Source organism: Rufibacter sp. JT20002, from assembly GCF_056491185.1.
Genome location: NZ_JBSZJY010000002.1, coordinates 539,479 through 566,361, shown reverse-complemented (window position 1 = coordinate 566,361; position 26,883 = coordinate 539,479). Strand labels below are relative to the sequence as shown.

Here is a 26,883-nt window from a genome sequence, read left to right as displayed (position 1 = left end):
GGCTTCTGTCGTTTTTTGGCGTAGTTTTACAAACCAAATTCTAAACCAGAAGTTTGTGAAATGGGGTCAGCCCCTATGTGCAAGTTTTTTTAGGAGCATATCATATCTATGAAGATCGTCTACCCTGCTTTGATCGCTTTCGGTTTCTTGTTGTCTGTTGGCAGCACACAGGCCCAAACGTTGGCTACGCCTCCGTCGGGGAATGCCGCTACTACAGCGCCAAAGAAACAAGATGCCACCTTGGGTTCAAAAGTGAATGCTATCATTAAACAGCAGAAACCAACTTCTACCGCCCCAGCCACGAAGCAAACTCCTCCCCAGGCCTCTACTCCCCCCGCCCAAACCACCGAGGCTAAAAATGACACTACGAAGCAAAAACCATCGGCGGTGACGCAACGGCTCTCTAAAGTAGACCGCTTAATTACCGAGCGCGAGCAATTGGTTCTGAAGTACGATTACCTGAAAACCCAGGGAAACAATTTCTGGGGCAAGGCATCTAAAGAAGATTTGCTGCTGGTGGTAGAAGCCTTAAAAGAGGTACTACAGAAAGACGAGCAGATAATTCAGGCAGTAGAACAAGCCAACTTGGAAACGCGCCGGGCTGTGGCAAAACGGGCCGCGGAGTTGGAGGCCGAGTCAAAGAAATTGAACAGCCAGGTGCAAGGCGATAAACGGGTAATCACGGATAATATCTATGATCTTAAAACCTCTTTATCCAATGCCCAGAACTTGCTCAGAAACAAAGAACGCAAGATAAAGGACCTGGAAGAGCAGCTGCAGGCTTCAAAAGACGCCAAGTTTGACCACGATGCTATTGCCGCCTTCTTTGCGATGCTGAGCTTGGTATTGATCGGGTACATTGTACGCTTGAGAGGCCAACTGGCCAGCATCCGTGATGAGAATCATGTGAAGGCATGAGTGAACGCCTGGTGCCCGCCGCCAAATACCTCACCTATACCGAGGCCATCGGCTTGTATAATGCCCTTACCCAAGTGGGCGTGGTGACTCTGGTAAAAACCTGCGGACCACCCAGTCTGCCCTTCGGAGATGGGCTTTATTACCAGCTTCAGCTGCAGAAAAAAGACTTGGCCACGGCTCAACCGGTTTTAGAAGAGTTTTCCTTAAAACAGTTCCAAATCAGCGAGGAGGCCCAAACCTGCCCAAGGTGTGGCTCCGTATACGTATGGCCTGAAAGAGATTTATCATGGTGGCGGAAAGTGATCTATGCTGGCACCACCGTGTACAAATGCCAGGACTGCACCCATTCATTTTTTGCGTAGTATCAAAGTACCTTGTATCTAGTAGCGCGTATTTGATATACGGTGCTGCCATTACCCCACGGTACAAGAGGAGCGCTACGTGATACTACAACTACAATGGACAAAATCTTAAACGAATTATTAGACGTACGCGCCCTGCTTAAACTGGAGCAGGACGAAGACCGCAAGCAATACCAACTTAAAAACGCCCAAACCAGCATCACTGAACGCAAACGGCTGGGCATTTGCTGGTATCCGGTGAACGTAATCAAACAACAAGTAGGTTTCGGGAATAAAATGGTGGTGGAACTGGAGCGCATCTCGGGCCGAGATCAGTTGCACATGTTTCAGGCAGGTTCCTCGGCGGCCTTGTTTACCAACGGAGAAGGTGGCACTTTAAATGGAGTGGTGCTGGAGGTAAAGCGGAACAAACTGCGCCTGGCTACTTCACGTGAAGACCTACCCGACTGGATTGAAGGCGGCGCCCGCCTAGGGGTGGAATTGACCTTTGATGAGGTAAGCTACCGCGAGATGGAGTTTGCCCTCATGAAAGTGATGGAAGCCCAGAAGACCCGGCTTGCGCAATTACGTGATATTATTTTAGGGGCCGAACCTGCTTTTTTCCGGAGGGAACGGGAGTTCTCCCCTGTTCCGGTCCTGAATGACTCTCAAAACGCGGCGGTACGCAACATCATGCAGGCCAAAGATGTGGCCATCATCCATGGCCCTCCAGGCACCGGAAAAACCACTACGCTGGTGCAGGCCATTCTGAAAACGTTAGAGGCGGGCGAAAAGAAACTTCTGGTCACCGCTCCCAGCAATACCGCCGTAGATCTGCTTACCGAGAAACTGGCTGAGCAAGGCGTCAACGTAATCCGCATAGGGAACCCGTCTCGGGTTTCTGAGGTGTTGCTGGAGCACACCCTGGATTCCCAGATCATGCACCACCGCGACTACAAGCAACTGAAGAAACTCCGGAAAACCGCTCAGGAGTACAAAGCCATGGCTGGCCAGTACAAACGCAACTTTGGGCATGAGGAGCGCCAGCAACGCCAATTCTTGAAAGAAGAAAGCAAACGGATTCTTGACCAGGCCGATGACATCGAAGACTACATCACCGAGGATCTGCTGGACCACGTAGAGGTAATCACCTGTACGCTGGTAGGCTCAGCAAACCGGGCCATCCGCCACCTGCAATACGATACGGTTTTCATTGACGAGGCTGCCCAGGCCTTGGAACCCGCCTGTTGGATTCCAATCACCCGCGCCAACCGCGTGGTACTGGCCGGAGACCATCACCAACTACCACCTACGGTAAAATCCTTGGCGGCGGAAAAAGGCGGCTTGGCCAGAACTTTGTTTGAGAAATGCATAGATCGGCAGCCAGAAACGGCTGTGATGCTGACAACCCAATACCGCATGCACGAGCACATAATGGGCTTCTCCAACGGGCAATTCTACCGTGGCGAACTGCAGGCCCACGAAAGTGTACGCACTGCCACCTTAACAGAAGTGCACCCGGTATTTGAACCTGGGTTGATAGTGGAGTTTATAGACACAGCCGGCTGCGGCTTCAATGACCAGACCATTGGCGAAGGTAGCAGCACGGCCAACCCAGAAGAAGCTGATGTTCTCATCAAGCACTTGCTCAACCTACTCATGCCCTACGAACCTGCAGGCCGGGACGAGGAACAGCAGGAGAAACCGCTTCGGATAGGGATCATCTCTCCTTATCGTGCTCAGATCAACTACCTTAATGACCAGGTGGAGCATCAGCCCAAACTAGCGGTCCTTCAGTCCAGAAGGCAATTATCAGTGGGTACCGTGGATTCTTTTCAGGGACAGGAACGCGATATCATTTACATCAGCATGGTACGCAGCAATCCTGAAGGAGAAATTGGGTTCCTTTCTGATATCAGACGGATGAACGTGGCCATGACCCGAGCAAAGAAAAAAATGGTCATTGTGGGCGACAGTGCCACTTTGGGCCAACACGCTTTCTACCAACAGTTTCTAACGTATGCCGAAAACATAGGGGCTTACCGCAGTGCCTGGGAATTATTGTCTTCAGAAACAGAATAAATCCTTTGGGCTTTCTGCTTCGTTAGAGGCAATATAGAGGAACATAGCGGATTTGTTCTAACTAGCAACCGCCCAATGCAACTTGCTACAGGCGACCAGGCATAACGTACGAAGAGAATCAGAGAGGGTGCGAAAGTTGTTGGTCTGGTTCTCGGCCGTAACAATTCAGGCAAAGCCATGGTACTTACCGTTGAATACCTAACTTTACATTCTATCATCAACAAACGTTTCACCAAATGAAAATCGAAGAAAACAAAGTGGTGTCGCTCACCTACGAGCTACGCGTTACCGACGAAGAAGGAGAAGACACGCTGGTAGAGACCGCCGATGAGGAAAACCCAATGGTCTTTTTGTTTGGTGTGAGCGGCCTGCCTGAAAAATTTGAGCAGGAACTGGAAGGCAAATCAGCTGGGGATACCTTTAAATTCACAGTTGCCTCTGATGAGGGCTACGGTGATTTAGACGAGTCTGCCGTGGTGCCTGTTCCTAAGAATGTATTTGAAATTGACGGAAAGATTGATGAGGAAATGGTGCAGGTTGGCAACTACATTCCTATGTCTGACAACGAAGGCAACCACATGCAGGGCCGTATTGTCAGCGTGGAGCCTGACCACGTATTAATGGACTTTAACCACCCGCTGGCAGGCATGGATATGCACTTTGAAGGCAAAGTCATCAGTGTACGGGAAGCTACCCAAGAGGAAATCTCCCACGGTCACGTTCATGGCGAAGGCGGTCACCACCACTAAAATTTGAATAAACTGTTTTCAAACTAATTTCCTGAAAACAGCTTTAAAGCAGAAAGGTCATTCCTAACTGGAGTGGCCTTTTCGTTTTTACACCGGTTTAGTTAAAAAAGAAGCCTAAATCATAAGATTGTAGCCCTATACCGCTCAAATTGCTTTACAACAAATCTACAGTTATATCAAATCAATCTGCTCTTGCACATAGGCTTGCAACTCCGGAAAGAAGCGGTGAAACTCTTCCTGGTAGAAGGCATAGTTCTCCAGCAATTCTACTCCCCCTGTTTCCATGCCCGAGTCGAATTTCGCTCGGGAGCTTAGCCCCTCTAAAGCCCGGGTAATTCCTTCCACCTGAGCGTAGGATACCAGCCAATTGTGCCTGATCATGTAAGGCAAGAAGTGCTGCACCTTTTCGGGCAAAAGCTCTGGCCTGGTTTGCACCTGGGCATAGGCCAAGCGGGCAAATTCGGGGAGCGGTTGTTTGCTGAAAAGATGGAAGTTGGAAGCCAGAAAATGGTCATAATAGATATCGGCCACTACGCCTGCGTACTTTCTGAACTTAGGGCGCAGACGTTCCTTTGTTTCGGCCACAATCAGGTGCTGATCCGTGTACGTGTCAATGAGGCGGTGTAGCCTGATCCCAAGTTGTACCCTTTCAGGGAACCGCAGGATCTGGGCGCCACGCACGCTGTCGGCTATGAAATTGCCCAAGCGAAGGTCTTCATCGTCACCGGAAAGAAATAAATGGGCAAGGTAGTTCAAGGGCGGTGGTTTAAACCAAAGGTACGTATTCTAGTTAATGAAGGTAGGTATCTCCTATGAAAGGAACCCTTAAAGGCAGATACCGTATTCTTGAAAAGCGATTTTTAGACCTAACCTACACTATGGAAAATCAACAAAGCCAAAACCAGGGAGACCTGCAAGCCCTGATAAGCAAAATCAAAGACATAGACACGGCCATGTTCAGCACGGTAGAGCCAGACGGCACCATCCGTTCGCGCCCCATGCGCCACATGACTGTGAAAGAAGACGGCACCATCTGGTTTTTTACTGGTTATGAATCTGGCAAGACCCACGAGATCAAACAAGATAGCCATGTAAACCTGAGCTACGCCAAACCAAACGATAGCCTGTACGTGTCGGTATCTGGGCATGCTCAGGTGCTGCGGGACCAACAGAAAATTGATGAACTCTGGAACCCGGCCATGAAAGCCTGGTTCCCGGAAGGCAAAGATGATCCAAACATCGGGTTGATCAAGGTGACCATTGACCAGGCAGAATACTGGGATACCCCTAACAGCGCAGTGGTGCATTTGTACGGCGTAGTGAAAGCCGCTCTCACCGGAGAGCCTGCTAAACCGGGCGAAAACAAAAAGATCAATTTGTAGTTACTAAAAGGAAGGGAGTTTCGGCTCCCTTTTTTCATGCCAAAGCGGTACCTTGTGGCGTTCTGGCTTTCAGGCTACTTTTTAGAAAACAGGTTTAAAACAATAATACTTTTTGGTTTTGACTGCTCCCGCACCAACTTCTCCGGCACATACTACGCTTTCCTTGTTTGGTGTAAAACTGGGTCATTGGCGTTGGGGCTTGGCTCAGATGGGAACATCGGTGCGGCCGTTGCAGCAAGTGAAAGGCTTGAAGTTTTTTAAGTTGCTGGGTAGTGGGCAGGGCCGTGGGTTCAGCTTGAAACCAAACTGGTACCGCTACGGGCTTATAGCCACCTGGGAAAGCCAGTGGGCGGCGGAAGATTTCTTCCACAAGCACCCGCTTTTAGAGGAATACCGCCAACACACCTTTGAGCAATACCACCTAGCCCTACAACCACTGCAGGCGCACGGGCTTTGGAGCGGCCAGAATCCTTTTACCCAGGAAAAACACCCTGCGCCAGAAAATGCTCCTATCGCGGTGCTTACCCGCGCTTCCATCAAGCTCACCAAAGCCATCGACTTTTGGAAAAACGTGCCTAAAACCAGCGACAGTTTAGACCACGCCGAGGGGTTGCTGGCTTCCATTGGGTTAGGAGAGGCTCCTTTTGTGAGGCAGGCCACCTTCAGTCTTTGGCAGGATGAAGCCAGCATGAAAGCCTATGCCTACAAGCAAGCTGCTCACCGCGAGGTCATCAAACGCACCCGCTCACAAGGTTGGTATTCTGAGGAGTTGTTTGCCCGGTTCACGCCTTTAGCCAGCTCCGGCACCTGGAACGGCGTTGATCCTTTGGCCAGAGTTTTAAACCATCAACTCAAATAAATACATCCCTTCTATAGGGCTTCCCTCCTTTTGCCCCGCTCCTTTCACAGTCAGAACTTAGCCTAGATTTAAGGAAAGGCGAATTGCAGAAATTCCCTTACTTTTGTCTTTGGCCGGTTTTGGCCTTCTGAACCTGAACACTACAAAGAAAACATACCGATGTCAGAGTACGATTATCGTCAGATAGAGCAGAAGTGGCAGCGCTTCTGGAGCGAAAAAAAAACCTTCAAGACAGAAATAGACACAAGTAAACCCAAGTTCTATTCTTTGGACATGTTCCCGTACCCATCGGGAGCGGGTCTGCACGTAGGGCATCCGCTCGGGTACATCGCCTCAGACATTGTGAGCCGCTACAAGCGCCTTAAAGGCTTTAACGTGCTGCACCCCATGGGTTTTGACTCGTTTGGCTTACCAGCCGAGCAATATGCTATCCAAACCGGACAGCACCCGGCGGTGACCACCAAACAGAACATTGAGCGCTATATTGAGCAGCTGAACAACCTGGGCTTCTCCTTTGACTGGGACCGCGAGGTACGTACCTCTGACCCCAGCTACTACAAATGGACGCAGTGGATCTTCATGCAGCTCTTCAACAGCTGGTACAACTACGCCACCGATAAAGCCGAGCCCATTGACACCTTAGTAGCCGAGTTCAAGATGCGGGGCAACACTCACGTGAACGCCGCCTGTGACGAAGATACCCCCCATGTCACGGCCGATGCCTGGGCCCGCCTTTCTGAAAAAGAACAACAGGATTTTCTACTTAAATACCGCTTGACCTTCTTGTCAGAGGCTGTGGTGAACTGGTGCCCGCAATTAGGGACCGTTTTGGCTAACGACGAGGTAAAAGACGGAGTTTCTGAGCGGGGCGGCTATCCGGTAGAGCGCAAGCTGATGAAGCAGTGGATGATGCGCATCACGGCCTACGCCGAGCGCCTGCTGCAAGGCCTGGATACTATTGACTGGCCAGAGCCGGTGAAAGAAATGCAGCGGAACTGGATCGGGAAATCAGTAGGGGCCGAACTGCACTTCCAGCTGGAGGGCCATGAGCATAAACACATCACCGTGTTCACTACCCGCATTGACACCATCTTTGGGGTTAGTTTTGTGGTTTTAGCCCCAGAACACGAATACGTACCCGAGCTCACCACGCCAGAACAACAAGCCGAGGTAGAGGAATACGTGACTTGGGCCAAAAACCGCTCAGAGCGCGACCGTATGTCTGACGTGAAAACCGTGACCGGTACTTTCACAGGTTCTTATGCCATCAATCCAATCTCAGGTGAGAAAATCCCGGTTTGGATTGCGGATTACGTGCTGGCTGGTTACGGTACCGGCGCCGTAATGGCCGTTCCGGGCCATGATACCCGTGACTACGCCTTCGCGAAAAAATTCAACTTACCTATACCTGAGGTGGTAGCTGGTGGCGATCTAACCAAAGAAGCCTACGCTGCGAAGGAAGGCAAAATCATCAACTCCGGTTTCCTCAACGGTCTGGAGGTAAAAGAAGCCATTAAAGCTGGTATCCAGCGTGCTGAAGAGTTAGGCGTGGGGAAAGCCCGCATCAACTACCGCATGCGTGATGCAGTGTTCGGTCGTCAACGGTACTGGGGCGAGCCGGTGCCCGTGTATTACAAAGACGGCATCCCTGCCCTGCTGGAAGAAAACGAATTGCCATTGGTGCTTCCGGAGGTAGACGCCTATCTGCCTACTGAAACAGGAGAGCCGCCATTAGGCCGCGCCCAGGATTGGAAGTACCGCGGTGTGTTTGAGTATGAGCTGAGCACCATGCCAGGTTGGGCGGGCTCCAGCTGGTACTGGTACCGTTACATGGATCCTCAGAACGAGAAGGAATTCGCCAGCAAGGAAGCCATTGACTACTGGCAGAACGTGGACCTGTACATCGGGGGATCTGAGCACGCCACAGGTCACCTCCTCTACTCCCGTTTCTGGAACAAGTTCTTGTTTGACCTCGGACTGGTAAACCAAGAAGAGCCCTTCAAAAAGCTCATCAACCAAGGCATGATTCAGGGCAGGTCTAACTTTGTGTACCGCATTAAAGATTCCAACACCTTTGTATCTAATGGCCTGAAAGACCAGCACGAGGTTACCGCCTTGCACGTTGATGTAAACATCGTAGAGAACGATGTGCTGGATCTGGAGAAGTTCAAGGCCTGGCGCCCGGATTTTGCTGACGCTGAATTTATCCTGGAAGATGGCAAGTACATGGTGGGTGTAGAAATCGAAAAGATGTCCAAATCCAAACATAACGTGGTGAACCCCGATGTGCTGGTGGAGGAATACGGTGCCGACACCCTTCGCATGTACGAAATGTTTTTGGGTCCTTTGGAGCAATTTAAGCCTTGGAACACCAACGGAATGGACGGCGTGTACAAGTTCCTCCGCCGTTTCTGGAAACTGTTTTTTGATGAGGCAGGAAACTTCGCTGTAACAGAAGAGGAACCAATCCCGGCCGAGCTGAAATCCCTACACAAAACCATCAAGAAGGTAGAGGAAGACATCGAACGTTTCTCTTTTGGGACCAGCGTAAGCCAGTTTATGATCTGCGTGAACGAACTCACCGCTTTGAAGTCTAAGAAGCGTGCCATCCTGGAGCCTTTGACGGTAGTACTCGCCTCTTTTGCGCCGCACATTACTGAAGAATTGTGGAGTAGATTGGGTCACGATGAAAGCATCACCTACGCTGCTTTTCCAGAATGGAAAGAAGAGTTCTTAACTGAGAGCACCTTTGACTACCCTATTTCCATCAACGGGAAGGTGAAAACCAAACTTACCTTTGACCTGAAAACGTCTAAAGAAGACGTGGAGAAAGAAGTGCTGGCGTCTGAGCAGGTGCAGAAATTGCTGGAGGGTAAACCGGTAAAGAAAGTGATTGTAGTGCCGGGTAAGATTGTAAACGTTGTAGTATAAGTATTTTAGCCTGCTTTTTCGAAAACAAGCTAAAAACAAACAGAAGGCCTCTAAGATAGAGGCCTTCTTCTTTTTACTTATTAATTGCTTTATCTTAATACCTTATACAACATCAAATAAAATCATGAATAGACGTTACGATCTTCTATTAGGTATTGCCTTATTAATCGCGGTGGGCACTGGCTATTTTTTCAATAATAACAGATACTTCCACTTCACCAAAGGGGAAGAAATAAGCAAAGAGTTGTACCAGAACATTGAAAATAAGCACAACTGGCGGGTTGACTGGCACTTCAACTATGAAGCTGGATTTACCGCCGGGTTGGCTACCCTCGGCTTTGGTTTGGTCATCTTCGGCTGGATTGGCAAGGCAAAAAAGAGGTACTCCAAACTAAAATTAAAAGTACACTTAGCTTTGGAAACCCAACTCCAGCCGTACCTTCTTCGGCAATCCGGCAGAAACTAAAGCATAGGAATGGTCGATCAGTTCAGGCAATAAACCCATGGGAAGAAATACTTCGGGAAGGACGGTATTCCAATGTTTCTTGCTCATGTGGTACCCAGGCTGAATGGCGGGATATTGCTCCCTAAGTTCCACAGCTCGTTCTGGGTCACATTTCAAAGCTACCCCGCCAGCATAATTCGACAAGCTGCACAAGGCAAACATCTTGCCTGCTACCTTGAAAACCAAGGTGTCTTGATCAAAAGGCAGCGTTTCCTCCACGTGGGGTTTACCTAAACAATATTCTCTGAATTCTTCAATGTTCATATAACCGTAAAGTAAACAAAAGCGCCGCCTGTACCAAGAACAAGCGGCGCTTTTTAGTAGGTGCACTATCTAGAATGCTTAACGCATCATCAGTTTTATAACAAGGTAAACCAACCCGCACAGGAACATCAACATAGAGATTTTGTTGATGGTGTGCATGGTGCGCAAATTGAAGTTGGTTTTACGGTTGGGGTCGTGCTTCCGGAAGAAGTAAGTTGCCACTTCGGAGAAATTAAAAAGGCCTTTCATGTCTGGGTATATCTACAGTTTAGTGAACGTCTTTATAATATAAGAACAATCTGGGTGACAGAATGATTTACCCAAGACCAATTATATTTTCTCTTAAACCTCTACTCCTACCGGTTCATTCCAGTTACCGTCTTCCCTGATCAACTCAATCAATTCATCCACGGCCCGTTCCTCCGGAACCGATTTCTTAATTACCTGCTGTCCGCGATACAAAGCAATTTTGCCTTTCCCTACGCCCACATAACCGTAGTCGGCATCGGCCATTTCACCGGGACCGTTCACAATGCAGCCCATGATCCCAATTTTCACGCCTTTGAGGTGATCGGTGCGTTTGCGAATCATGGCGGTGGTTTCCTGCAAGTCAAAGAGGGTACGGCCGCAGCTAGGGCAGCTGATGTACTCGGTCTTGCTCATGCGGGTGCGGGCCGCCTGCAGAATCCCGAAGGCCAATTTGTTCAAGCCCTCCAAGGTAAAGCCCCACTCCTCTTTGGTGCGGTAGCTTAGGTCCTGGGTGCTGAGAAGAACCCCATCGCCAAAACCGTCAATCAGCAAGCCCCCAACATCGGTGGCAGCGTACAACTGCACCTGTTCATCGGTTAGGTCTTCATAAGACCGTTTGATGATGACCGGCACGGGCTGTTCCTGGTTCATGAGCCGGATGAAAGCCTTGCGTTGCTCCGGCATGGCGTGTTCATTCTCCGTTTCCAGGATTAATACCACATCAGGCCGATTATGGAGTGTTTCTATGAAATCATTAGTTAATTGGCCCAGTGACACCTGCACAAAGTTCAGTTGCGGATGCCAGGTGCTGGCGGTCTCAAACTGCACGGCCGTATAAAGCGGGTACCGCTCATCGCGCTGCTCGGCTTCTAACCAAGCGGTATAATCCACGATCTCCTTTAAGCCGTTGGGCAACATAAACGTGATAGGAGAACTACCAGTGTACACGTAATCCGCTCCTTGGTCAGACATATGGAACTTGTCCAAAGATGGGGAGTAGATGTGCCCCACCGGCCGAAGGTCTTCATAGGTGATTTCCTCCAGTCGGCTTAAATCTGCCACCACTCGGGGTACATTGTGCCCACCCAGGTTCAATACTTCCCGTGTTTCGCGCCGGTGGTACTGGAAGGGATTGTACGGCAGGTTGCAAATTGGTTTGATTAGGGTGTGCCCAGCACGGGTGGCGTACCGGTCGATCAACATCTTGGCAACCGGAGCTTCCAGTTCAGGGGCTTCCGTCAGGGAAACGCGAACGGTATCGCCTAAGCCGTCTTCCAGCAAAGTCCCAATCCCCACCGCCGACTTAACGCGTCCATCTTCGCCTTCACCAGCCTCCGTCACACCCAAATGCAAGGGGTATGGCTGCAATCCTTCCTCATCCAACTTCTGCACCAGTAGCCGATAGGCCTGTACCATTACTTGGGTGTTACTCGCCTTCATGGAAAGCACCACATCATAATAGTTCAGGTCTTCGCAGATGCGCAGGAACTCCAGGGCACTTTCCACCATGCCCAGCGGCGTATCTCCGTAGCGGCTAAGGATGCGGTCAGATAAGGAGCCATGGTTGGTGCCAATGCGCATGGCTGTGCCATATTCTTTGCAAATTTTTACCAAAGGCGTAAAGCGTTCCCTTATGCGGTCCAGCTCGGCTTGGTAAGTGACATCTGTATAGTCAATGGTCTGGAATTTCTTTTTATCAGCGTAGTTACCTGGGTTCACGCGAACTTTCTCCACCAGGCGGGCAGCCAGCTCGGCGGCGTTAGGCGTGAAATGGATATCAGCGATTAACGGAACCGAGTACCCTCTTAAGCGAAGTTCTTTTTTTATTTCGCCCAGGTTCTCGGCTTCTTTTACGCTGGGAGCCGTAATGCGCACGTACTCGCAACCTGCCTCCACCATCCTGATCACCTGCTCCACCGAGCCTAAGGTGTCCATGGTGTCAACGGTAGTCATGGACTGCACCCGAATGGGGTTTTCACCGCCCATAGCTAGGTCACCAATGCGTACTTCGCGGGAAAGACGCCGGGTGTAATTGGTAAGGCTAGGGCAATAGATACCACCTAGGGTAAGAGATTCTGAATTCATGGGAAATGATGTTTCCATACTTCTTTAACCAAGCGCCAAACCAGTTTGTTCAGCATAGATTCTGTAAAAGTACAACGTTTTTTTGAGCTGTACTGCTATCTGTCCCTTCACCTCTACCTACTCCTGCCCGGCCGCTTTCCTTTTCTTTGGTAAATGCAGAAATCTAAGTTTTTAGACTAAAATCCAGAAAACACCTCAGGAAAGAAGCTTTCATTACAATACCTTCATTATCAATTAGAAAGATTAGAAGAGACTTCTTGGTGTCTACTATAAAGACAAGCATTTTTCAGAGGAGAGGCAGATGGTTAACATAAATTTTGGAAGAACCGGAAACACCCTCGGCTGTTGGGCGTACATTAATAGCCTAAACCATTTGCAACTATGTCTCTACTGTTTTTATCCCAAAGTCAACGCCAGGTAACTGCTTTGCTCCGGAAGGCAGGAATGGACACCTCCAATATCCCGAACACCATCCAGACTACCCGCGAAACCGCCGAACTCTGGCTCCATCAAGAAATAGAGCAGGGAAATCTGCCGCTGGTTTTTCAGATGGTAAAAGGAAACGCTCTTGAAAAAGATTCGCAGCTGCTGTTTGATGAGCTGAAAGACAAGGTGGTGGCGAAATACATCATGCGGTTGGGCATGCAATATGAACCCGCATCTAAAACGGCTGAAGTTATTCTTCCCTTCATCTTAAAGCTGATGGTGGAATTGCTGCAGAAAAACCCCATGTTTAAAATTTGGTGGGATACCCTTGATCTGCGCAAACACCTGCCCAGCAAAGAGGAGATTAAATCTAAAATAAGGACGGTGGGGCAATCCTTAACCGGTAACCAGACTTCAGAGAACGGTGCTTTTGCTTAAAACTTTGCTTTAAGCCTCTTTTAAGTAAACAGGCCTGAAAACAAACAACAAACATAGATGAGTAAAGCGGAGCAAAGTTATTGCTGCTCCGCTTCTCCTTCTCTCAGCAATGGATCTTCTGTAGAAGCATTGGCTTCACCTTGTTCTTTTAACCGATTGATGCGGTTGCCTATTCTTTTGTGAATGCCATCATCCTCCAGGTACGTTTGCTGGTCTAATTCAAAATCAGCGGGGTTGCACTCCTGGGCCAACTCGTGTAGTTGGAAAATGTAGGTGTCGATTCGGTTAATGGCCTCTGACACAAACGCACTGGCATGATGGTTTTCTTCTGATAAGCCTTCTTTCACCTCTTCGGCCTGCCGTATTTCTTTCTGAATCATGGCAGCAGGTGTCTCCCCGTTCATCCGTTCCCGGTCCATGCGTTTCTTGAATTCAGGTAAGTCAAAATCCATAGGAATAGTAAGTTAATCTTTCCGTTTGTTTCCCCGATACGTAGGATCTGCCCGGGAGTTAAACGAGCTAGCGTAAACAAACCTTCTATTTACCCGTAGCAGGTAAAAAACGAACCTTACCCCTATGTCTGCCCCCTTTTTACAAAGAAGCCATGTCTTTGCCGCCCAACTGTTACATAAGGCGGGTTTGAAGATAACCCAGATTCCCAAGGTGATTCAAATCACCCGAGAGACAGTGGAACAATGGCTTGAGAAAGAGATCGCGAATGGAAATGTCCAGCAGGTACTGCAGGTTTTGAAGGGACAGGCGCAGGAAAAAGGACCTAAACTGCTTCTGGATAAATTGCAGGACGTGTTGTTAATCCGGTTGATGGTGCATTTAGGGATCAAGGGAGCGTTGGCCACCAATATAGTCACCTTGATTTTACCTTTTGTCCTTAAACGAGTATACGACCTGGCTCGGCAAAACCCAAAGATGCAGGCCTGGTGGCGAGAACAGGAATGGCGGCAACAGCTTCCCAGCTTGGAGAAAATTAGAGCAAGGGTAAAGGAAATGGGCCAGAACTTCTCCCCTAACCGGAACCTGCCTAACGCAGATCAGACCTTGTTCATTTGAATAAACTTTGTACGATTTAAACCTTGCCTTTAAGGCTCTATTTCTGAAACAATACTTAAAAAGAAAAGCCTCTGCAGTTTTGCAGAGGCTTTTCTTTTTATACAACTAGGTCTATTAATGACGGAACATCATTTCACGGTATTTCACTAGTGGCCATTGCTCATCAGAAACAATCAACTCCAGTTTGTCAACGCTGTACCGGATGGTCTCAAAGAAAGGAAGCACTTCATCGGTGTACATGATGGCACGCTCGCGGGTGTCTTCAATCTTGTTGGCCACTTTCCGTTGCTCAATCATTGCATCTACGTTAGTCTTGATGGTTGTCAAGTGACTTGAGATGGTTTTGATGGTTTCCAGCGTGGTTTGGGTATACTCGTTGTCATCCAAGCCAATCTCGCGCAAGCCTTTGATGTTCTCCACCAATTTCGTCTGGTAAGAGATAGCGGTTGGAATGATGTGGTTCATGGCCAGGTCACCCATCACACGAGCCTCAATCTGCACACGCTTGATGTAGTCTTCGAGCAAAATCTCGTGGCGGGCATGTAATTCACGTGGGCTGAAGATGTTATGCTTGGTGAAGATCTCCATAGCGGTTTCATCCACCAGTTTATCCAAGGCCTGAGGCGTTTTGCGGATGTTGCTCAATCCACGACGCTCTGCTTCTTCTTCCCACTCCTTAGAGTAACCGTTTCCTTCAAAACGAACGGCTTTAGAAGAGATTACATACTCGCGCAGCACGTCAATGATGGCCACTTCTTTTTTCTTGCCTTCGGCCATCATGGCATCTACGCTGTTTTTGAAGTCAACCAATTGGTCGGCTACAATGGCGTTAAGGGTGGTCATGGCGTTAGAGCTGTTGGCAGACGAACCTACCGCGCGGAACTCAAACTTGTTACCAGTGAAGGCAAACGGAGAAGTACGGTTACGGTCAGTGTTGTCCAAAAGAATCTCAGGGATTTTGTCGATACCTAGTTTCAGGTACACGTTATCGCCTTTGTCAAGTGGCAACTTGGCGGTACGCTCTAACTCATCTAATACCTCGGTCAGCTTCTTACCAACGAATACTGACATGATGGCCGGAGGTGCTTCGTTTGCACCCAAACGATGGTCGTTGCTCGCAGACGCGATGCTGGCGCGCAGCAGATCGGCGTAGCGGTGCACCGCTTTCACGGTTGTGATGAAGAAAGTAAGGAACTGCAGGTTTTCTTTCGGACGACGGCCTGGAGCGAACAGGTTTACGCCAGTGTCGGTGCTAAGGGCCCAGTTGTTGTGCTTGCCACTTCCGTTTACGCCTTTGTAAGGTTTCTCGTGCAGCAATACCTTAAAGTGGTGCTTTTCAGCAACTCTATCTAAGATATCCATTAACAACTGGTTATGATCTACGGCAAGGTTTGCTTCTTCAAACGTTGGAGCGCACTCAAACTGATTTGGAGCTACCTCGTTGTGACGGGTACGCAATGGAATACCCAATTTATGCGACTCCGCCTCAAAGTCAATCATGAAGGCGTGAACACGTGAAGGAATAGCACCAAAATAGTGGTCTTCTAACTGCTGACCTTTGGCAGGCTCATGGCCAAATACGGTTCTGCCGGTCATTACCAGGTCAGGACGGGCTTCGTACAAAGCACGGTCCACCAGGAAATACTCTTGCTCAATACCTAAGGTAGTGGTCACCTTGGTAACGTCTTTGTCAAAGTACTGACACACATCAAGAGCCGCTTTCTCTACCAAGTTAAGGCTTTTCAGCAACGGCGCTTTGAAGTCAAGGGCTTCACCAGTATAGGAAACGAAGATGGTAGGGATACAAAGGGTTTTAGCACCAGCGTTTTCAATGATGAAGGCCGGAGAGGTTGGGTCCCAGGCAGTATAGCCGCGGGCCTCAAACGTATTCCGGATACCGCCGCTTGGGAACGAAGAAGCGTCTGGCTCCTGCTGCACCAGGGCGCTGCCTTTGAAAACCTCAATGGCGCGTCCGTCTGAGCTCAGGTCAAAGAAGGAATCGTGTTTCTCGGCTGTTTCACCAGTCAAAGGCTGAAACCAGTGGGTGTAGTGGGTAGCTCCCCGGCTTAAAGCCCAGGTTTTCATGGCACCCGCCACGGCATCGGCCAGGTTCCGGTCTACTTTGCTCCCAGTTTTGATGGCAAACTGCAGACGTTTAAAATAGTCACCGGACAAGGTTGAACGCATGGCCTCCAGACCAAATACGTTGCTTCCATAATAATCAGAGATTTTGTCAGAAGGTAGCTTCACCTCTACTGGCTCACGTTGGTTTACCAACTCAAGTGCTTTAAAACGAAGAATGGCCATGGATTTTGTTTTGTTTGATAACTTGCCTCAAATGTACTGCAAGAAATTTTGCAACCAAGCACCTACTTATTTTTTTAAGGTACTTTTTACAAAAACAAGCCACTTTTAAGTAAAACCACCCCTATTTGGGAACCCTTTTTCAAAATAGGCACCAAAAACAAGCAGCACCTCCTCTCCTTTTACAACCTTCTTTCAAGAACAGTACTTTTTTTGATGATGGCCCTTTAACGGTATATTTGTCTTGTGAAAAGAATACTTTTTAGAGCTGCTAGCTACTTTTTCTTCTGGACCCTCTTTTTTGAGATCTGCCGGGCTTTCTTCCTACTGTATCATCCCTCCAAAACATCGGGTCTAACACCCGCCGAGATCAGCAAGGTTTTCTGGTATGGCCTCCGGATGGACTTGTCCTTTGCCGCCTACCTTAGTGTGGTCCCTTTCCTGTTATTTCTGAACGAGGTAGCCTTCCGGAAGAAAGTATTCCTAAGGATCGTCAACACGTTCACCTATATCCTGCTGCCCCTGGTGGTTTTGCTGGTGATTATAGATTTGGAGCTGTATTCGGCCTGGGGTTTTAGGCTGGATTCCACTCCCCTGCAATACCTGAACACTCCTGCTGAAATGCTGGCTTCTACCGCCTCGGCTCCGGTGTGGTTATTGGCTTTGCTGTTTTTGCTTTTGTTTCTGATTGGGCTATGGGGTTTTCGGCTTATTAAAAGCAAATGGGAGATTTCGCCTAAAAGAGGGTTGAAACACTTAGCCCCAGAGCTTTTTATGAGTTTGTTTTTGGTGGCCTTGCTGGTGCTTCCCATCCGAGGCGGTTGGCAGCAGATTCCCCTGAACCAAAGTGACGTGTACTTTTCTCCTAAGATTTTCGCGAACCATGCGGGGGTAAACGTGCCCTGGAACGTGATGCACTCCTTAATTAAGAAGAACCACAACACTAAAAACCCTTACCAGTACCTAGAGGAAAAACAGGCTCAAGCCCTGGTGCAGGAGCTTTACCAACCTAAAAGCGATTCGGTTCCATCATTGCTGCGGGTAAAGAAGCCTAACATCCTGTTTATCATCCTGGAAAGCTATACCGCTAAATTTATTGGGGCTTTGGGAGGACCGGATGAGGTGACGCCTAACTTCAACGCTTTAGCCAAGGAAGGACTCCTGTTCAATAATATCTACGCTGCGGGCGATCGTAGCGAAAAAGGCATGGTGGCGCTTTTGAGCGGCTATCCGGTTCAAACCACGACTTCTATTATCAAGACTCCTAAAAAAACAGAGCGGCTGCCGCAACTGGCGGCAGAGTTGAAGGGATTGGGTTATAGAACCAGCTTCTATTACGGCGGCGAGCTGGCCTTTGCCAACATCAAATCGTACCTGATCAACGGCCAATATGACAAGCTACTGGAGAAAGCAGATTTCCCCAGCGAAAACTACAACTCCAAGTGGGGCGTGCACGATCATATCCTCTTTGACAAGGTTCTCGCCGATCACCAGAACCCCCAGCAGCCCTTCCTAACCACCGTTTACACCTTGAGCAGCCACGAACCTTATGACATTCCTACCCAACCCAGGTTCCCGGGTACCGACGAGGAAACCAGGTTCAAAAACTCTTTCCATTACACCGACTGGGCTTTAGGGCGTTTTATCTCAGCCGCTAAGAAAATGCCGTGGTGGCAGAATACCTTAGTGGTGTTGGTTGCAGATCACGGACACCATTTCCCCGGCAGAGACCAGAACGATGCCCCCGGTAAGTTCCGGATTCCGTTGCTAATGACCGGCGGCGCTTTGGCTGTAAAAGACTCTGTGATCACCAACATTGGCTCCCAAACCGATTTGGTGCCCACCCTCTTGCAGCAAATGGGCATCCCCACGCATCAATTTGCTTGGAGCAAAAACCTTCTGGATCCGAATGCTACCCCATTTGCCTTTTACGTCTTCAATGATGGCTTTGGGATGGTATCCCCTCAAGGGGCAGTCACCTTTGACAACGTGGCACAACGGCCGATTTTGCGGGAAGCAGGGGTACAGGACAAACAGATACAACAAGGCAAAGCCTACATGCAAATCAGTTTCGGGGATTTTCTGAAGAAGTAGTTGGCTGTTTGTTTTCTTTAGTATCAGGGGATGGTGTTTAAGTCCTGTTATTATAAAATGGGATTGATAACAGAAACTAACAATTTCAGCTAAGTTACAAAGGTAAAGGCACCTCTTGTGGGTGCCCTTACCTTGGACAATCGTATTTAATATTCCTCCCTCTGCTTACCGGTACTTACCCTTTGTTTTAGACTTGATTTCTATAAAACAGGCCTAAAACCACCTTCCAACCGCAACTATCAACCCACAACTTATAACTATTTACCGTTTCTCCGTACCTTTGTGCCTTGATTATGAAAAAGGTAGCATTTTATACGTTAGGCTGTAAACTCAACTTCTCTGAGACTTCAACCCTTTCCCGGATTTTCCAGGAGCGGGGATACGAGAAAGTAGAGTTCACAGACACGCCAGATATTTACGTCATCAATACGTGCTCCGTCACTGACAACGCCGATAAGAAGTGCCGCAAAGTGGTGAAGGAAGCGCTCAAGCATTCGCCTAATGCGTTCATTACCATTGTGGGCTGCTACGCTCAATTGAAGCCAAAGGAGATCTCCGAGATTCCAGGGGTAGATGCTGTATTGGGTGCCGCTGAGAAATTCCAGTTGGTAGACATCTTAGATGGCTTTGAGAAGAAAGAAGGTCCGCAGGTACACGCCAGCCCCGTATCTGAAGCAAACACCTTTGTGAACGCTTATTCTTTTGGCGACCGTACCCGCACCTTTTTGAAGGTACAAGACGGCTGTGATTATTCATGCACTTTTTGTACCATTCCGCAGGCACGGGGCAAGAGCCGGAGTAACACCATTGAGAAAGTAGTGGCGGAAGCCATCAGCATCGGAGAGTCTGGGGTAAAAGAGATTGTGTTAACAGGCGTGAACACCGGGGACTTTGGTTTGCAGGAAGGCGTTCGTAAGGAAAATTTCTTCCAGCTGGTGCAAGCGCTGGACCAAGTGGAGAATGTCAGCCGCTTCCGAATCTCCTCTATTGAACCTAATCTTTTAAGTGAAGAGATTATCCAGTTTGTAGCGAGTTCTCAGCGCTTTATGCCGCACTTCCACGTTCCCTTGCAATCGGGTAGCAACAAGATATTGAAGCTGATGCGCCGCCGGTACCTGCGAGAACTGTACGCCCAACGGGTAGAGTGGATTAAAGCCGCCATGCCGCACGCCTGCATTGGCGTGGACGTGATTGTGGGCTTTCCTGGAGAGACAGAGGAGGATTTTCTGGAGACGTACAACTTCCTGAATGATCTTAATATTAGCTATCTGCACGTGTTCCCTTATTCAGAACGGGCTAACACCTTAGCGATTGATTTACCCGGGGTAGTGCCGCAGAAAGATAGAAACCGCCGCGCTGATATGCTGCGCATCCTTTCAGAGAAGAAGAAACGAGCCTTTTATGAAAGCCAGATCGGCTACGAAGGAAAAGTTCTCTTTGAAGCAGACATCACCGACAATCAAATGGAAGGCTTCACCGAGAACTACGTACGCGTGGTAGCCAAGTATGACCCGGTTCTGGTGAACGAGCAAAAGCACGTCCGCTTGACCAACCTTACTCCTGCCGGCTTAATGGAGGCAGAGGAAACCTACCAGGAACTGCTGGCTCATTAAGCTTTTACCCTCCCTCGCTTCACATCATCAAAAAAGCCCGGCTATGACTTTCCTAGCCGGGCTTTTTCTATGTTCATTTCCTTTTCAACCGGAGACTGGCTGGCCATGCGTTGCGCCAGGATGCTGGCGGCAATTAACTGCAGGGCATGGTACAGCATGAGAGGCAGCAGAATGATGCCTACAATGTTGGCATCCGGAAAAATCACCTTTGACATGACCGTGCCGTGCACCAATGATTTCTTTGAGCCACAGAAAATGGCGGTGATCCGGTTTTCGCGGTTAAAGCCCAGCAGCGCACTTAGAAGTTGAATTAACCCGAACACCAGGAAAAACAAGGCGACCATAGCCACTCCTAACAACAGCAACTCGCCCGCGCTAAATCCCTTGAACATCTCCCGCGCGAAAGATTCACAGAAAGAAGAATACACGATCAGCAAGATGATGGCTTGGTCAAAGAGCCGTAACCTTCCTTTCTGGCGCTCGGCAAAGGCCCCAAAGCGTTTATTCAATAATACGCCCAGCGTTACTGGTAGTAGAACCTGCACCATTAACTTAAAAATGATGCCGCTTAAGTCCATCTCTGCCGAGGTGCTGGTGCTCATGAAAAGGCCCATCCACAGTGGGGTCATGAACACGCCTATAAGACTGGAGATACTAGCGTTGAAAATAGCCGAGGGGATGTTCCCTCCCGCAATAGACACCATTACCACCGAGGAGGAGACGGTGGAGGGCAAAGCGGCCACATAAAACACTCCTAACCACAGCAACTGATCCTCACTTGAAGCAAAAGCCAAATTCGCCAAAAACACCAGCAAGGGGAAAAGCAGAAAGGTGCTCAGCTGTACCACCAGGTGGAGGCGCCAATCACTCAGTCCGGCTTTTAACTTGGCGGGACTCAACCGCAGCCCATAAAAAAAGAAAATAAGGGAAACGCCATAAGTGGTAATCTCTTCCAGGGGAAGGGGGCCGTTTTCCTCGCCTACATGGGGCCACAGGTACGCCAACAGGATCATCGCTAGCAAGGCCAATAGAAAATTATCCAGCCCTAACCGTTTCATAAACTTACTTACCCGCTCCGTGATGGGTACAAGGGCTACTCCTCTTTCTTCTGTATTCAAAGTAAAAAGTTAATCTGGTGAATGCTGTGGTTGATAGGGCCACAGGTTATGGCCTTCTTTTCATAAATAAGCCCAAAAATAAGAGTACGGATTTTGGGGCTAAACATTTATGACTAAAGTTTAGAAATGGGTGCCTGCTCCTTCTCTTCAACAATAATCTGTAAACTACCTACTAACGGTACTTAACTGAGGATCTAATAAAGAGAAACACCCTACCCAGAATATACATTTAACTACTATGTCGGCGGCAATATGGGTTCTGGACTCTAAATGTCTTTACTCATTCAGGCTGCTTTTCTACTCCATCTATGACCTTATATACCTTAAAGGAAACAAGTCTCTTCTTCAACTACCGGATTTCTTTTGAATTCAGTTCTGCAAAACAGGCTTTTAAACCTGCTTTATAGGGGATTTACTCCCCTTTTAACCACTTACAGGAAGAAAAGAAAAATATTTTGCAACAGTACCTTGCTTTACATAGTACCTTATTATATCTTTGTTTCATCCTTAAAGAAAAAGGCAACTTAATCTTCTTATAACCATGGAAAATATAACCATCCTCCAGCTGCTTCTACAGGTAATCTTGTTTCTGTGCTCCTTCACCGCGGTAGTTTTTGGCTATGTGTTCCTGACCTCAGGCCATGGAGCTACTTCGCACAACAAGGTGTTCACCTCGCAAGATCACTTGATGCTATAGCCCTTTGGCTTTTTTTTTACCCATGTACCTTGTATAACCCAGTACTATAAACAACCCTCATCCACAAAAATCCATACCGTTATGAAAAAGTTTTATCACTTCCTCCTGTTGCTAGCCGCCTTGGCTTTCCTTACCCAGGCTGCCCTGGCCCAAACCCCTGGCGCATTGACTGGTTTAGTGGTTGATGAGAAAGGTGAGCCGCTTAGCTACGGTACCGTGGCTCTGCTCAAAGCCTCTGACGCGTCTCTTCTCACCGGAACGGCTATTGACCTGGAAGGTAAGTTCACCCTGAAAACCCCTGCTCCCGGTAAATACTTGCTCCGGATCAGCGCCATGGGATTCGCCAACCAGGACCTTCCGGCGTTTGAGGTCACCGGCACCGGCTTCACGTGTGATTTCGGGAAAACGACCCTGAAACAGGACTCCAAAGTATTGAAGGAAGTGACGGTAAACAACCTACGCCCGGCAGTAGACGTGCAAGCCGACAAGATGGTGGTAAGTGTGGAAGGAACTGCTATGGCCGCCGGGAATACCGCGTTCGATGTACTGGCAAAATCTCCGGGCGTTTGGGTAGACCAGGACGGAAACATCCAGTTAAATGGGAAACAAGGCGTGCGAGTGATGATTGACGGGAAACTGACTTACCTGGATGGAAAACAACTACAAACCATGCTACAAGGCATGCCCGCCGATAACCTGAAGAACCTGGAGATCATTGCCAATCCTTCATCGAAATTTGATGCTGAAGGCACCGCCGGTATCATCAACATCAACCTGAAGAAAAACAACCTGAATGGTCTTAATGGTAGCGTGTACGGTGGCTACCAGTACAACACAAAACACGGCGGCAATGGAGGCTTCAACCTTAACCTGAAACAAGGTAAGTGGAGCTCATTTGCTACTGTTGATGTAGCCAAGCGTCCTCATAAAAGAACGTTTAACATGAACCGCACATTTTTCAATGCGGAAGGCGACAATGCAACTCTTACGCAGAAAGGATTAGAAAATGCTTATACCCTTGCCCCTTCAACCCGCTTTGGAACTGATTTTGAATTAAACAAAAACCATAGCATAGGCGGCTCAGTGAACTTGTCTTACTCCCGCTCCAAATCAGGTGTGAAAACAAACTCCACCTTGGTAGACCCAAAAGAGATGGGCACATTCCTTAATGAAACTTCTACCCACAATAACAAAAAATTCACCAGCTCCTCTTTAAACGCCCACTACGTAGGCAAACTTGATACTGCAGGTACCACGCTTTCAGCAGACATTGACGTGGCCAGAATTAACGACCATGGACTGAGTGATTTCTTGAACTATAAGACCAGAGTGGCCACTGGTACTGTAGAGGAAGAATATTTTGAAAACGACAACCCTACTTCTTACCAGATCTATTCTGCCAAGGTTGATTATACCCGCCCTTTTCCTAAAATCAAGGGAAAACTGGAACTGGGAGCCAAAGCCAGCTACGTGGAGTCAGACAACCAGATAAATTTCTACACCCTGGAAGGCGGACAACAAGTACCTGACGAGAAACGAAAAGGCGACCACTTTATCTATGATGAAAACATCTATGCCGCTTACACTAACTTCAGCGCCACCCTTAGCCAAAAATTCACTTTGCAGGCTGGTTTTCGGGCTGAGTACACCGATTCTGAAGGAAACTCTATTCCAGAACAGAAAGTAACTCCCCGCTCCTACCTTGATCTGTTCCCCAGCGTGTTTGTGCAGCAGAAAGTATCAGAGAACTACCAGATTGGGTACAACTACAGCCGCCGAATCTATCGTCCACGGTACAGCAACTTGAACCCCTTCCGGTTCTACATTGATGCCAACACCTACGCCCAGGGAAATCCATACCTTAAACCAGAGTACACCAACTCATTCCAGGTAACCCAAACCTTCAGAAAGAACTACAACCTGATCTTCGGCTACGCCCACACTAAAGACGACATCTCTGAAGTACCAGCCTTTTACCCAGAAACCAATTCAATGGTGTTCCAGCAGCGCAACGTTGAAAGCGAAACCATTAACGCCACGGCGGTAATCCCAGTAACGGTGACTTCCAAATGGAACATGAACAACAACATTACCGTGGCATACCAAAATTACAACACCTTGGTAGACGGCAAAACCATTCAGAATGCCCAGACTATGCTTACTGCCCAAACCAGCCACAACATTATTCTACCTAAAAATTTCAAAGTAGAGGTGAACGGAATGTACCGCGGTAAAGGGGTCTTCAACGTGTACAAAACGGAGCCTGCGGGTTGGGTAGACGTAGCGGTGAAACGTTCCTTCTTGAAGGACCAACTGGATGTGAACCTGGCCGTGACCGATATCTTCAGAACCCAGATCATGAAAGGTACTTCTGAGGTGCACGGCAACATCAACATGCTGGATATGTACCAGTTTGGCCAGGGTGTTCGTTTGAACCTGCGGTACCGGTTTAACAAAGGTGAGAAATTTGAAATGAAACGCCGCAGCACCAACCTTGACGAGGTAAACCGGGCCGGCGGAAATTAATCTTCTTACAAACCACATTCTCAGGCTTACAATTAATTTTCTTAAATTGAGGCCCTAATACATGATCAGGAGTCGCGCCAAATGGAAACCCGGCCCTGATCATCCCTTTTTTCTTTTAATAACTACAGACTGTGAGCGTATCTAAAAAGCTTATCTTATTGGCTGTTCTATCAGCTTCATTTGCCGCCTGCAAAAACGACCAGGCAACAAACCAAACTACCGCGGCCAAGACCGAAACCGCTACTACTCCTGCCGCTGATAACACCGCTGCAGAAGAAACGGATTCACCTGCCACCACCCCAGCTGCCGGAACGCCTGAGATTGTTTTCGTGAACTCTGATTCCCTTTTGAATAGATATCAGTATTTCAAAGACGTAAAAGCCCGTCTGGAAGCCAAAGGAAAGAGAATGGAGAATGACCTGAGAGGCAAGGCTACCGGGTTCCAGAAAGAAGTGGAGCAATACCGCCAAACCGGTGCCGGCATGACCCAAGAGCAACGGGCTGCCACCGAGCAGCGTTTGGCCCAGAAAGAACAGCAATTGGCCGCCCAGCAGCAGAGCTTAGGACAACAATTAGCCAAGGATGAGAACGATGAGATGAAAAAAATCTACGAGAAAGTAGAAGCCCATCTTAAAAAAATCAGCACCGAGAAAGGCTACAAAATGGTCTTAACCTATACCCGTGGTAACAGCGCCATCCTCTACGGAGATGCTTCCCTTGACATCACTGATGATGCGGCAAGAGGCTTGAACGAGGAATATAAAGCCAACAAACCCAAGAAATAAACTTCTCTCAGAGATAAACATCAAAGCCTGACATTGGTCAGGCTTTTTTTATGCCTTTCTATGAAAACAGCTCAAAAAAGACGCCGCCTGATTTCCGCCAATCTGGTTCCGGTTTCCCTAACAAAGAAGGGGTGCTTACTTGCCACCACTACCTGTGCCCCATAGATGCCGGTATGTCCTGAGAATTGGTAGGCTACTACGCAGGCTAACCCGGCATACACGCCGCAGCCAGTCCCAAATAATTCCATAGCCATGAGAGTGCAGGCCAACGGCGTGTTGGAGGCTCCGGCAAAAACGGCCACAAAGCCCATTGCCACTGTCACCTCCAAAGGTAAAGGCAGCCACGGAAACAGTGCATTGCCCAACGTAGCCCCCACGAAAAACAAAGGGGTCACCTCTCCGCCTTTGAAACCACAGCCCAGCGTTAATGCAGTGAAGGCAAGTTTCAGAAGAAAATCATACGGAGGCAGCTGCGTAGAGAAAGAGGCCACTAAGGTAGGTATCCCCAAGCCAATGTATTTAGTGGTTCCCAAAGCCCAAACCAGCAACGCCAATAGGACTCCCCCAATCACCGGGCGCAAAGGTGGGTAAGCGATGTGTGATTTGAACTTATTCCCTACTGCTTGGGTAGCCCCGGTAAACAGGCGGGCAGCCAATCCAAAGCAAATACCTGCCAGCAAGGTTGCCCCTGCGGTACTGAGGGATAGTTCCGGTACTTCTACCATGGGGTACACCGTATGGCCAACTCCCCAGGCGGTAGTAACCGCATCTGCCACGTAAGCCGCTAAAAAGGAAGGAAGCAAGGCGTTATATCGAAGTTGGCCTAGCAGGAAAACCTCCAAACCAAAGACAGCTCCCGCCAGTGGGGTTCCAAATACCGACGCAAACCCCGCACTTATCCCGCAGATCAAAAGTAGCTTCCGATCTCTGGGTCTTATCTTCAAAAAAGAGGGTAATTGGTCTGCCAGAGCCCCTCCCATTTGGGCAGCGGTTCCTTCGCGGCCAGATGAACCGCCCACCAGATGAGTGATCACCGTTGCAGCTAACACTAAGGGTGTCATGCTTAATGGAATCCTTTTACCCGTTGGGTTTTGGATGCGCTGTAACAACAGGTTATTACCGGGTTTGGCTTCCTGGCCCCATTTATGATAAACCCAACCAATGGTAAAGCCGCCTACGGGCAAAAAAGCGATAAGCCAGAGATGGGCTTCGCGGTAATGGGTTGCCCAGTCCAGCAGGGTCAGAAACAAGGCAGAGGCACTTCCCGCCATCCCGCCAACTAAAAAAGCTAAGCCTAACCAGCGTATCAGGTGGTGAAGACTCACGTAAAACTCCAGGGGAAAAGACCTTTTGGAAAATGGTCCTGATTTAATTAAATGCATACAACCTCTGTAGGTACTTCCATAAGAGCCTACAAGTTACCTGTTATGCGAAGAAGTAAAGTCAGCA

23 protein-coding genes are annotated in these 26,883 nt (G+C 48.7%); 15 read left to right on the top strand and 8 right to left on the bottom strand.

What is annotated here, in order from left to right:
* The first annotated feature begins 108 nt into the window (after positions 1-108).
* From ACW9SV_RS11895 to ACW9SV_RS11880, 4 genes are all read left to right on the top strand, one after another.
* The gene (locus tag ACW9SV_RS11895) at positions 109-918 is read left to right on the top strand and encodes a hypothetical protein (RefSeq protein ID WP_479556985.1); all 810 of its coding nucleotides are present in this window, start codon (positions 109-111) and stop codon (positions 916-918) included.
* Entirely contained in the window at positions 915-1,280 is a 366-nt protein-coding gene (locus ACW9SV_RS11890) for a hypothetical protein (protein ID WP_479556984.1), read from the top strand. Before ACW9SV_RS11895 ends, ACW9SV_RS11890 begins: the two co-directional genes overlap by 4 nt.
* A gap of 96 nt (positions 1,281-1,376) precedes the next feature.
* Positions 1,377-3,341 carry an AAA domain-containing protein gene (locus ACW9SV_RS11885; RefSeq protein WP_479556983.1) on the top strand — a complete coding sequence of 655 codons (1,965 nt, stop codon included), beginning with the start codon at positions 1,377-1,379 and terminating at the stop codon, positions 3,339-3,341.
* A 236-nt stretch (positions 3,342-3,577) separates the two neighbouring features.
* On the top strand, positions 3,578-4,090 hold the full coding sequence (locus tag ACW9SV_RS11880; RefSeq protein ID WP_479556982.1) for an FKBP-type peptidyl-prolyl cis-trans isomerase: 513 nt from the start codon (positions 3,578-3,580) through the stop codon (positions 4,088-4,090).
* 171 nt (positions 4,091-4,261) lie between these two features.
* Here the strand turns inward: ACW9SV_RS11880 and ACW9SV_RS11875 are convergent, their stop codons facing one another.
* Entirely contained in the window at positions 4,262-4,846 is a 585-nt protein-coding gene (locus ACW9SV_RS11875) for an acyl carrier protein phosphodiesterase (RefSeq protein WP_479556981.1), read from the bottom strand.
* Positions 4,847-4,968: 122 nt separating this feature from the next.
* Here ACW9SV_RS11875 and ACW9SV_RS11870 point away from each other — a divergent pair, with 122 nt between their 5' ends.
* The 4 genes from ACW9SV_RS11870 to ACW9SV_RS11855 all read left to right on the top strand — a co-directional run bounded on the left by ACW9SV_RS11870 (position 4,969) and on the right by ACW9SV_RS11855 (position 9,728).
* Positions 4,969-5,472, top strand: a complete 504-nt coding sequence (locus ACW9SV_RS11870) for a pyridoxamine 5'-phosphate oxidase family protein (RefSeq protein WP_479556980.1) — start codon at positions 4,969-4,971, stop codon at positions 5,470-5,472.
* 118 nt (positions 5,473-5,590) lie between these two features.
* On the top strand, positions 5,591-6,331 hold the full coding sequence (locus ACW9SV_RS11865; protein WP_479556979.1) for a spheroidene monooxygenase: 741 nt from the start codon (positions 5,591-5,593) through the stop codon (positions 6,329-6,331).
* Positions 6,332-6,490: 159 nt separating this feature from the next.
* A complete protein-coding gene (leuS, locus tag ACW9SV_RS11860) occupies positions 6,491-9,262 on the top strand; it encodes a leucine--tRNA ligase (protein WP_479556978.1) in 2,772 nt (923 codons plus the stop codon).
* 124 nt (positions 9,263-9,386) lie between these two features.
* Positions 9,387-9,728: a hypothetical protein gene (locus ACW9SV_RS11855; RefSeq protein WP_479556977.1), complete on the top strand. Its 342-nt coding sequence runs from the start codon at positions 9,387-9,389 to the stop codon at positions 9,726-9,728.
* Here ACW9SV_RS11855 and ACW9SV_RS11850 read toward each other — a convergent pair.
* From ACW9SV_RS11850 to ispG, 3 genes are all read right to left on the bottom strand, one after another.
* A complete protein-coding gene (locus ACW9SV_RS11850; protein WP_479556976.1) occupies positions 9,672-10,031 on the bottom strand; it encodes an MmcQ/YjbR family DNA-binding protein in 360 nt (119 codons plus the stop codon). The two genes, ACW9SV_RS11855 and ACW9SV_RS11850, sit on opposite strands and share 57 nt — an antisense overlap.
* 78 nt (positions 10,032-10,109) lie before the next feature.
* Positions 10,110-10,280 (bottom strand): DUF6728 family protein, encoded by a 171-nt coding sequence (locus ACW9SV_RS11845; protein WP_479556975.1) that lies wholly within the window; start codon positions 10,278-10,280, stop codon positions 10,110-10,112.
* Between the two features lie 93 nt (positions 10,281-10,373).
* On the bottom strand, positions 10,374-12,365 hold the full coding sequence (ispG, locus tag ACW9SV_RS11840) for a (E)-4-hydroxy-3-methylbut-2-enyl-diphosphate synthase (RefSeq protein WP_479556974.1): 1,992 nt from the start codon (positions 12,363-12,365) through the stop codon (positions 10,374-10,376).
* A 381-nt stretch (positions 12,366-12,746) separates the two neighbouring features.
* Here ispG and ACW9SV_RS11835 point away from each other — a divergent pair, with 381 nt between their 5' ends.
* Positions 12,747-13,229, top strand: coding sequence for a hypothetical protein (locus ACW9SV_RS11835; protein WP_479556973.1), 483 nt, complete (start codon positions 12,747-12,749; stop codon positions 13,227-13,229).
* A gap of 77 nt (positions 13,230-13,306) precedes the next feature.
* Here the strand turns inward: ACW9SV_RS11835 and ACW9SV_RS11830 are convergent, their stop codons facing one another.
* Positions 13,307-13,681 carry a hypothetical protein gene (locus ACW9SV_RS11830; RefSeq protein ID WP_479556972.1) on the bottom strand — a complete coding sequence of 125 codons (375 nt, stop codon included), beginning with the start codon at positions 13,679-13,681 and terminating at the stop codon, positions 13,307-13,309.
* Between the two features lie 124 nt (positions 13,682-13,805).
* Here ACW9SV_RS11830 and ACW9SV_RS11825 point away from each other — a divergent pair, with 124 nt between their 5' ends.
* On the top strand, positions 13,806-14,297 hold the full coding sequence (locus tag ACW9SV_RS11825; protein ID WP_479556971.1) for a hypothetical protein: 492 nt from the start codon (positions 13,806-13,808) through the stop codon (positions 14,295-14,297).
* Positions 14,298-14,411: 114 nt separating this feature from the next.
* Here ACW9SV_RS11825 and ACW9SV_RS11820 read toward each other — a convergent pair whose 3' ends face one another.
* Positions 14,412-16,604 carry a glutamine synthetase III family protein gene (locus ACW9SV_RS11820; protein WP_479556970.1) on the bottom strand — a complete coding sequence of 731 codons (2,193 nt, stop codon included), beginning with the start codon at positions 16,602-16,604 and terminating at the stop codon, positions 14,412-14,414.
* A gap of 243 nt (positions 16,605-16,847) precedes the next feature.
* Between ACW9SV_RS11820 and ACW9SV_RS11815 the strand changes: the two genes are divergently transcribed.
* Both ACW9SV_RS11815 and mtaB read left to right on the top strand, forming a co-directional pair.
* Entirely contained in the window at positions 16,848-18,695 is a 1,848-nt protein-coding gene (locus ACW9SV_RS11815; protein WP_479556969.1) for an LTA synthase family protein, read from the top strand.
* Between the two features lie 293 nt (positions 18,696-18,988).
* Entirely contained in the window at positions 18,989-20,308 is a 1,320-nt protein-coding gene (gene mtaB, locus ACW9SV_RS11810; RefSeq protein ID WP_479556968.1) for a tRNA (N(6)-L-threonylcarbamoyladenosine(37)-C(2))-methylthiotransferase MtaB, read from the top strand.
* Between the two features lie 41 nt (positions 20,309-20,349).
* On the opposite strand, the gene ACW9SV_RS11805 is transcribed toward mtaB, so the two are convergent.
* Positions 20,350-21,366: a bile acid:sodium symporter family protein gene (locus ACW9SV_RS11805; protein ID WP_479557384.1), complete on the bottom strand. Its 1,017-nt coding sequence runs from the start codon at positions 21,364-21,366 to the stop codon at positions 20,350-20,352.
* Positions 21,367-21,967: 601 nt separating this feature from the next.
* Between ACW9SV_RS11805 and ACW9SV_RS11800 the strand changes: the two genes are divergently transcribed.
* The 3 genes from ACW9SV_RS11800 to ACW9SV_RS11790 all read left to right on the top strand — a co-directional run bounded on the left by ACW9SV_RS11800 (position 21,968) and on the right by ACW9SV_RS11790 (position 25,434).
* Positions 21,968-22,123, top strand: a complete 156-nt coding sequence (locus ACW9SV_RS11800; RefSeq protein ID WP_479556967.1) for a hypothetical protein — start codon at positions 21,968-21,970, stop codon at positions 22,121-22,123.
* Between the two features lie 81 nt (positions 22,124-22,204).
* Positions 22,205-24,649: an outer membrane beta-barrel protein gene (locus ACW9SV_RS11795; RefSeq protein ID WP_479556966.1), complete on the top strand. Its 2,445-nt coding sequence runs from the start codon at positions 22,205-22,207 to the stop codon at positions 24,647-24,649.
* Positions 24,650-24,780: 131 nt separating this feature from the next.
* Complete coding sequence (locus tag ACW9SV_RS11790; protein WP_479556965.1) at positions 24,781-25,434, top strand: OmpH/Skp family outer membrane protein; 654 nt, start codon at positions 24,781-24,783, stop codon at positions 25,432-25,434.
* 71 nt (positions 25,435-25,505) lie between these two features.
* Here the strand turns inward: ACW9SV_RS11790 and ACW9SV_RS11785 are convergent, their stop codons facing one another.
* Complete coding sequence (locus ACW9SV_RS11785) at positions 25,506-26,816, bottom strand: voltage-gated chloride channel family protein (protein ID WP_479556964.1); 1,311 nt, start codon at positions 26,814-26,816, stop codon at positions 25,506-25,508.
* Positions 26,817-26,883 lie beyond the last annotated feature (67 nt).

Excerpts from the sequence above, each read along its gene's own strand:
- ACW9SV_RS11895 (WP_479556985.1), top strand. The coding sequence starts at position 109 with ATGAAGATCGTCTACCCTGCTTTGATCGCTTTCGGTTTCTTGTTGTCT.
- ACW9SV_RS11890 (WP_479556984.1), top strand. The coding sequence starts at position 915 with ATGAGTGAACGCCTGGTGCCCGCCGCCAAATACCTCACCTATACCGAG.
- ACW9SV_RS11885 (WP_479556983.1), top strand. The coding sequence starts at position 1,377 with ATGGACAAAATCTTAAACGAATTATTAGACGTACGCGCCCTGCTTAAA.
- ACW9SV_RS11880 (WP_479556982.1), top strand. The coding sequence starts at position 3,578 with ATGAAAATCGAAGAAAACAAAGTGGTGTCGCTCACCTACGAGCTACGC.
- ACW9SV_RS11870 (WP_479556980.1), top strand. The coding sequence starts at position 4,969 with ATGGAAAATCAACAAAGCCAAAACCAGGGAGACCTGCAAGCCCTGATA.
- leuS (WP_479556978.1), top strand. The coding sequence starts at position 6,491 with ATGTCAGAGTACGATTATCGTCAGATAGAGCAGAAGTGGCAGCGCTTC.
- ACW9SV_RS11855 (WP_479556977.1), top strand. The coding sequence starts at position 9,387 with ATGAATAGACGTTACGATCTTCTATTAGGTATTGCCTTATTAATCGCG.
- ACW9SV_RS11850 (WP_479556976.1), bottom strand. The coding sequence starts at position 10,031 with ATGAACATTGAAGAATTCAGAGAATATTGTTTAGGTAAACCCCACGTG.
- ACW9SV_RS11845 (WP_479556975.1), bottom strand. The coding sequence starts at position 10,280 with ATGAAAGGCCTTTTTAATTTCTCCGAAGTGGCAACTTACTTCTTCCGG.
- ispG (WP_479556974.1), bottom strand. The coding sequence starts at position 12,365 with ATGAATTCAGAATCTCTTACCCTAGGTGGTATCTATTGCCCTAGCCTT.
- ACW9SV_RS11835 (WP_479556973.1), top strand. The coding sequence starts at position 12,747 with ATGTCTCTACTGTTTTTATCCCAAAGTCAACGCCAGGTAACTGCTTTG.
- ACW9SV_RS11830 (WP_479556972.1), bottom strand. The coding sequence starts at position 13,681 with ATGGATTTTGACTTACCTGAATTCAAGAAACGCATGGACCGGGAACGG.
- ACW9SV_RS11825 (WP_479556971.1), top strand. The coding sequence starts at position 13,806 with ATGTCTGCCCCCTTTTTACAAAGAAGCCATGTCTTTGCCGCCCAACTG.
- ACW9SV_RS11820 (WP_479556970.1), bottom strand. The coding sequence starts at position 16,604 with ATGGCCATTCTTCGTTTTAAAGCACTTGAGTTGGTAAACCAACGTGAG.
- mtaB (WP_479556968.1), top strand. The coding sequence starts at position 18,989 with ATGAAAAAGGTAGCATTTTATACGTTAGGCTGTAAACTCAACTTCTCT.
- ACW9SV_RS11805 (WP_479557384.1), bottom strand. The coding sequence starts at position 21,366 with ATGAAACGGTTAGGGCTGGATAATTTTCTATTGGCCTTGCTAGCGATG.
- ACW9SV_RS11800 (WP_479556967.1), top strand. The coding sequence starts at position 21,968 with ATGGAAAATATAACCATCCTCCAGCTGCTTCTACAGGTAATCTTGTTT.
- ACW9SV_RS11795 (WP_479556966.1), top strand. The coding sequence starts at position 22,205 with ATGAAAAAGTTTTATCACTTCCTCCTGTTGCTAGCCGCCTTGGCTTTC.
- ACW9SV_RS11785 (WP_479556964.1), bottom strand. The coding sequence starts at position 26,816 with ATGCATTTAATTAAATCAGGACCATTTTCCAAAAGGTCTTTTCCCCTG.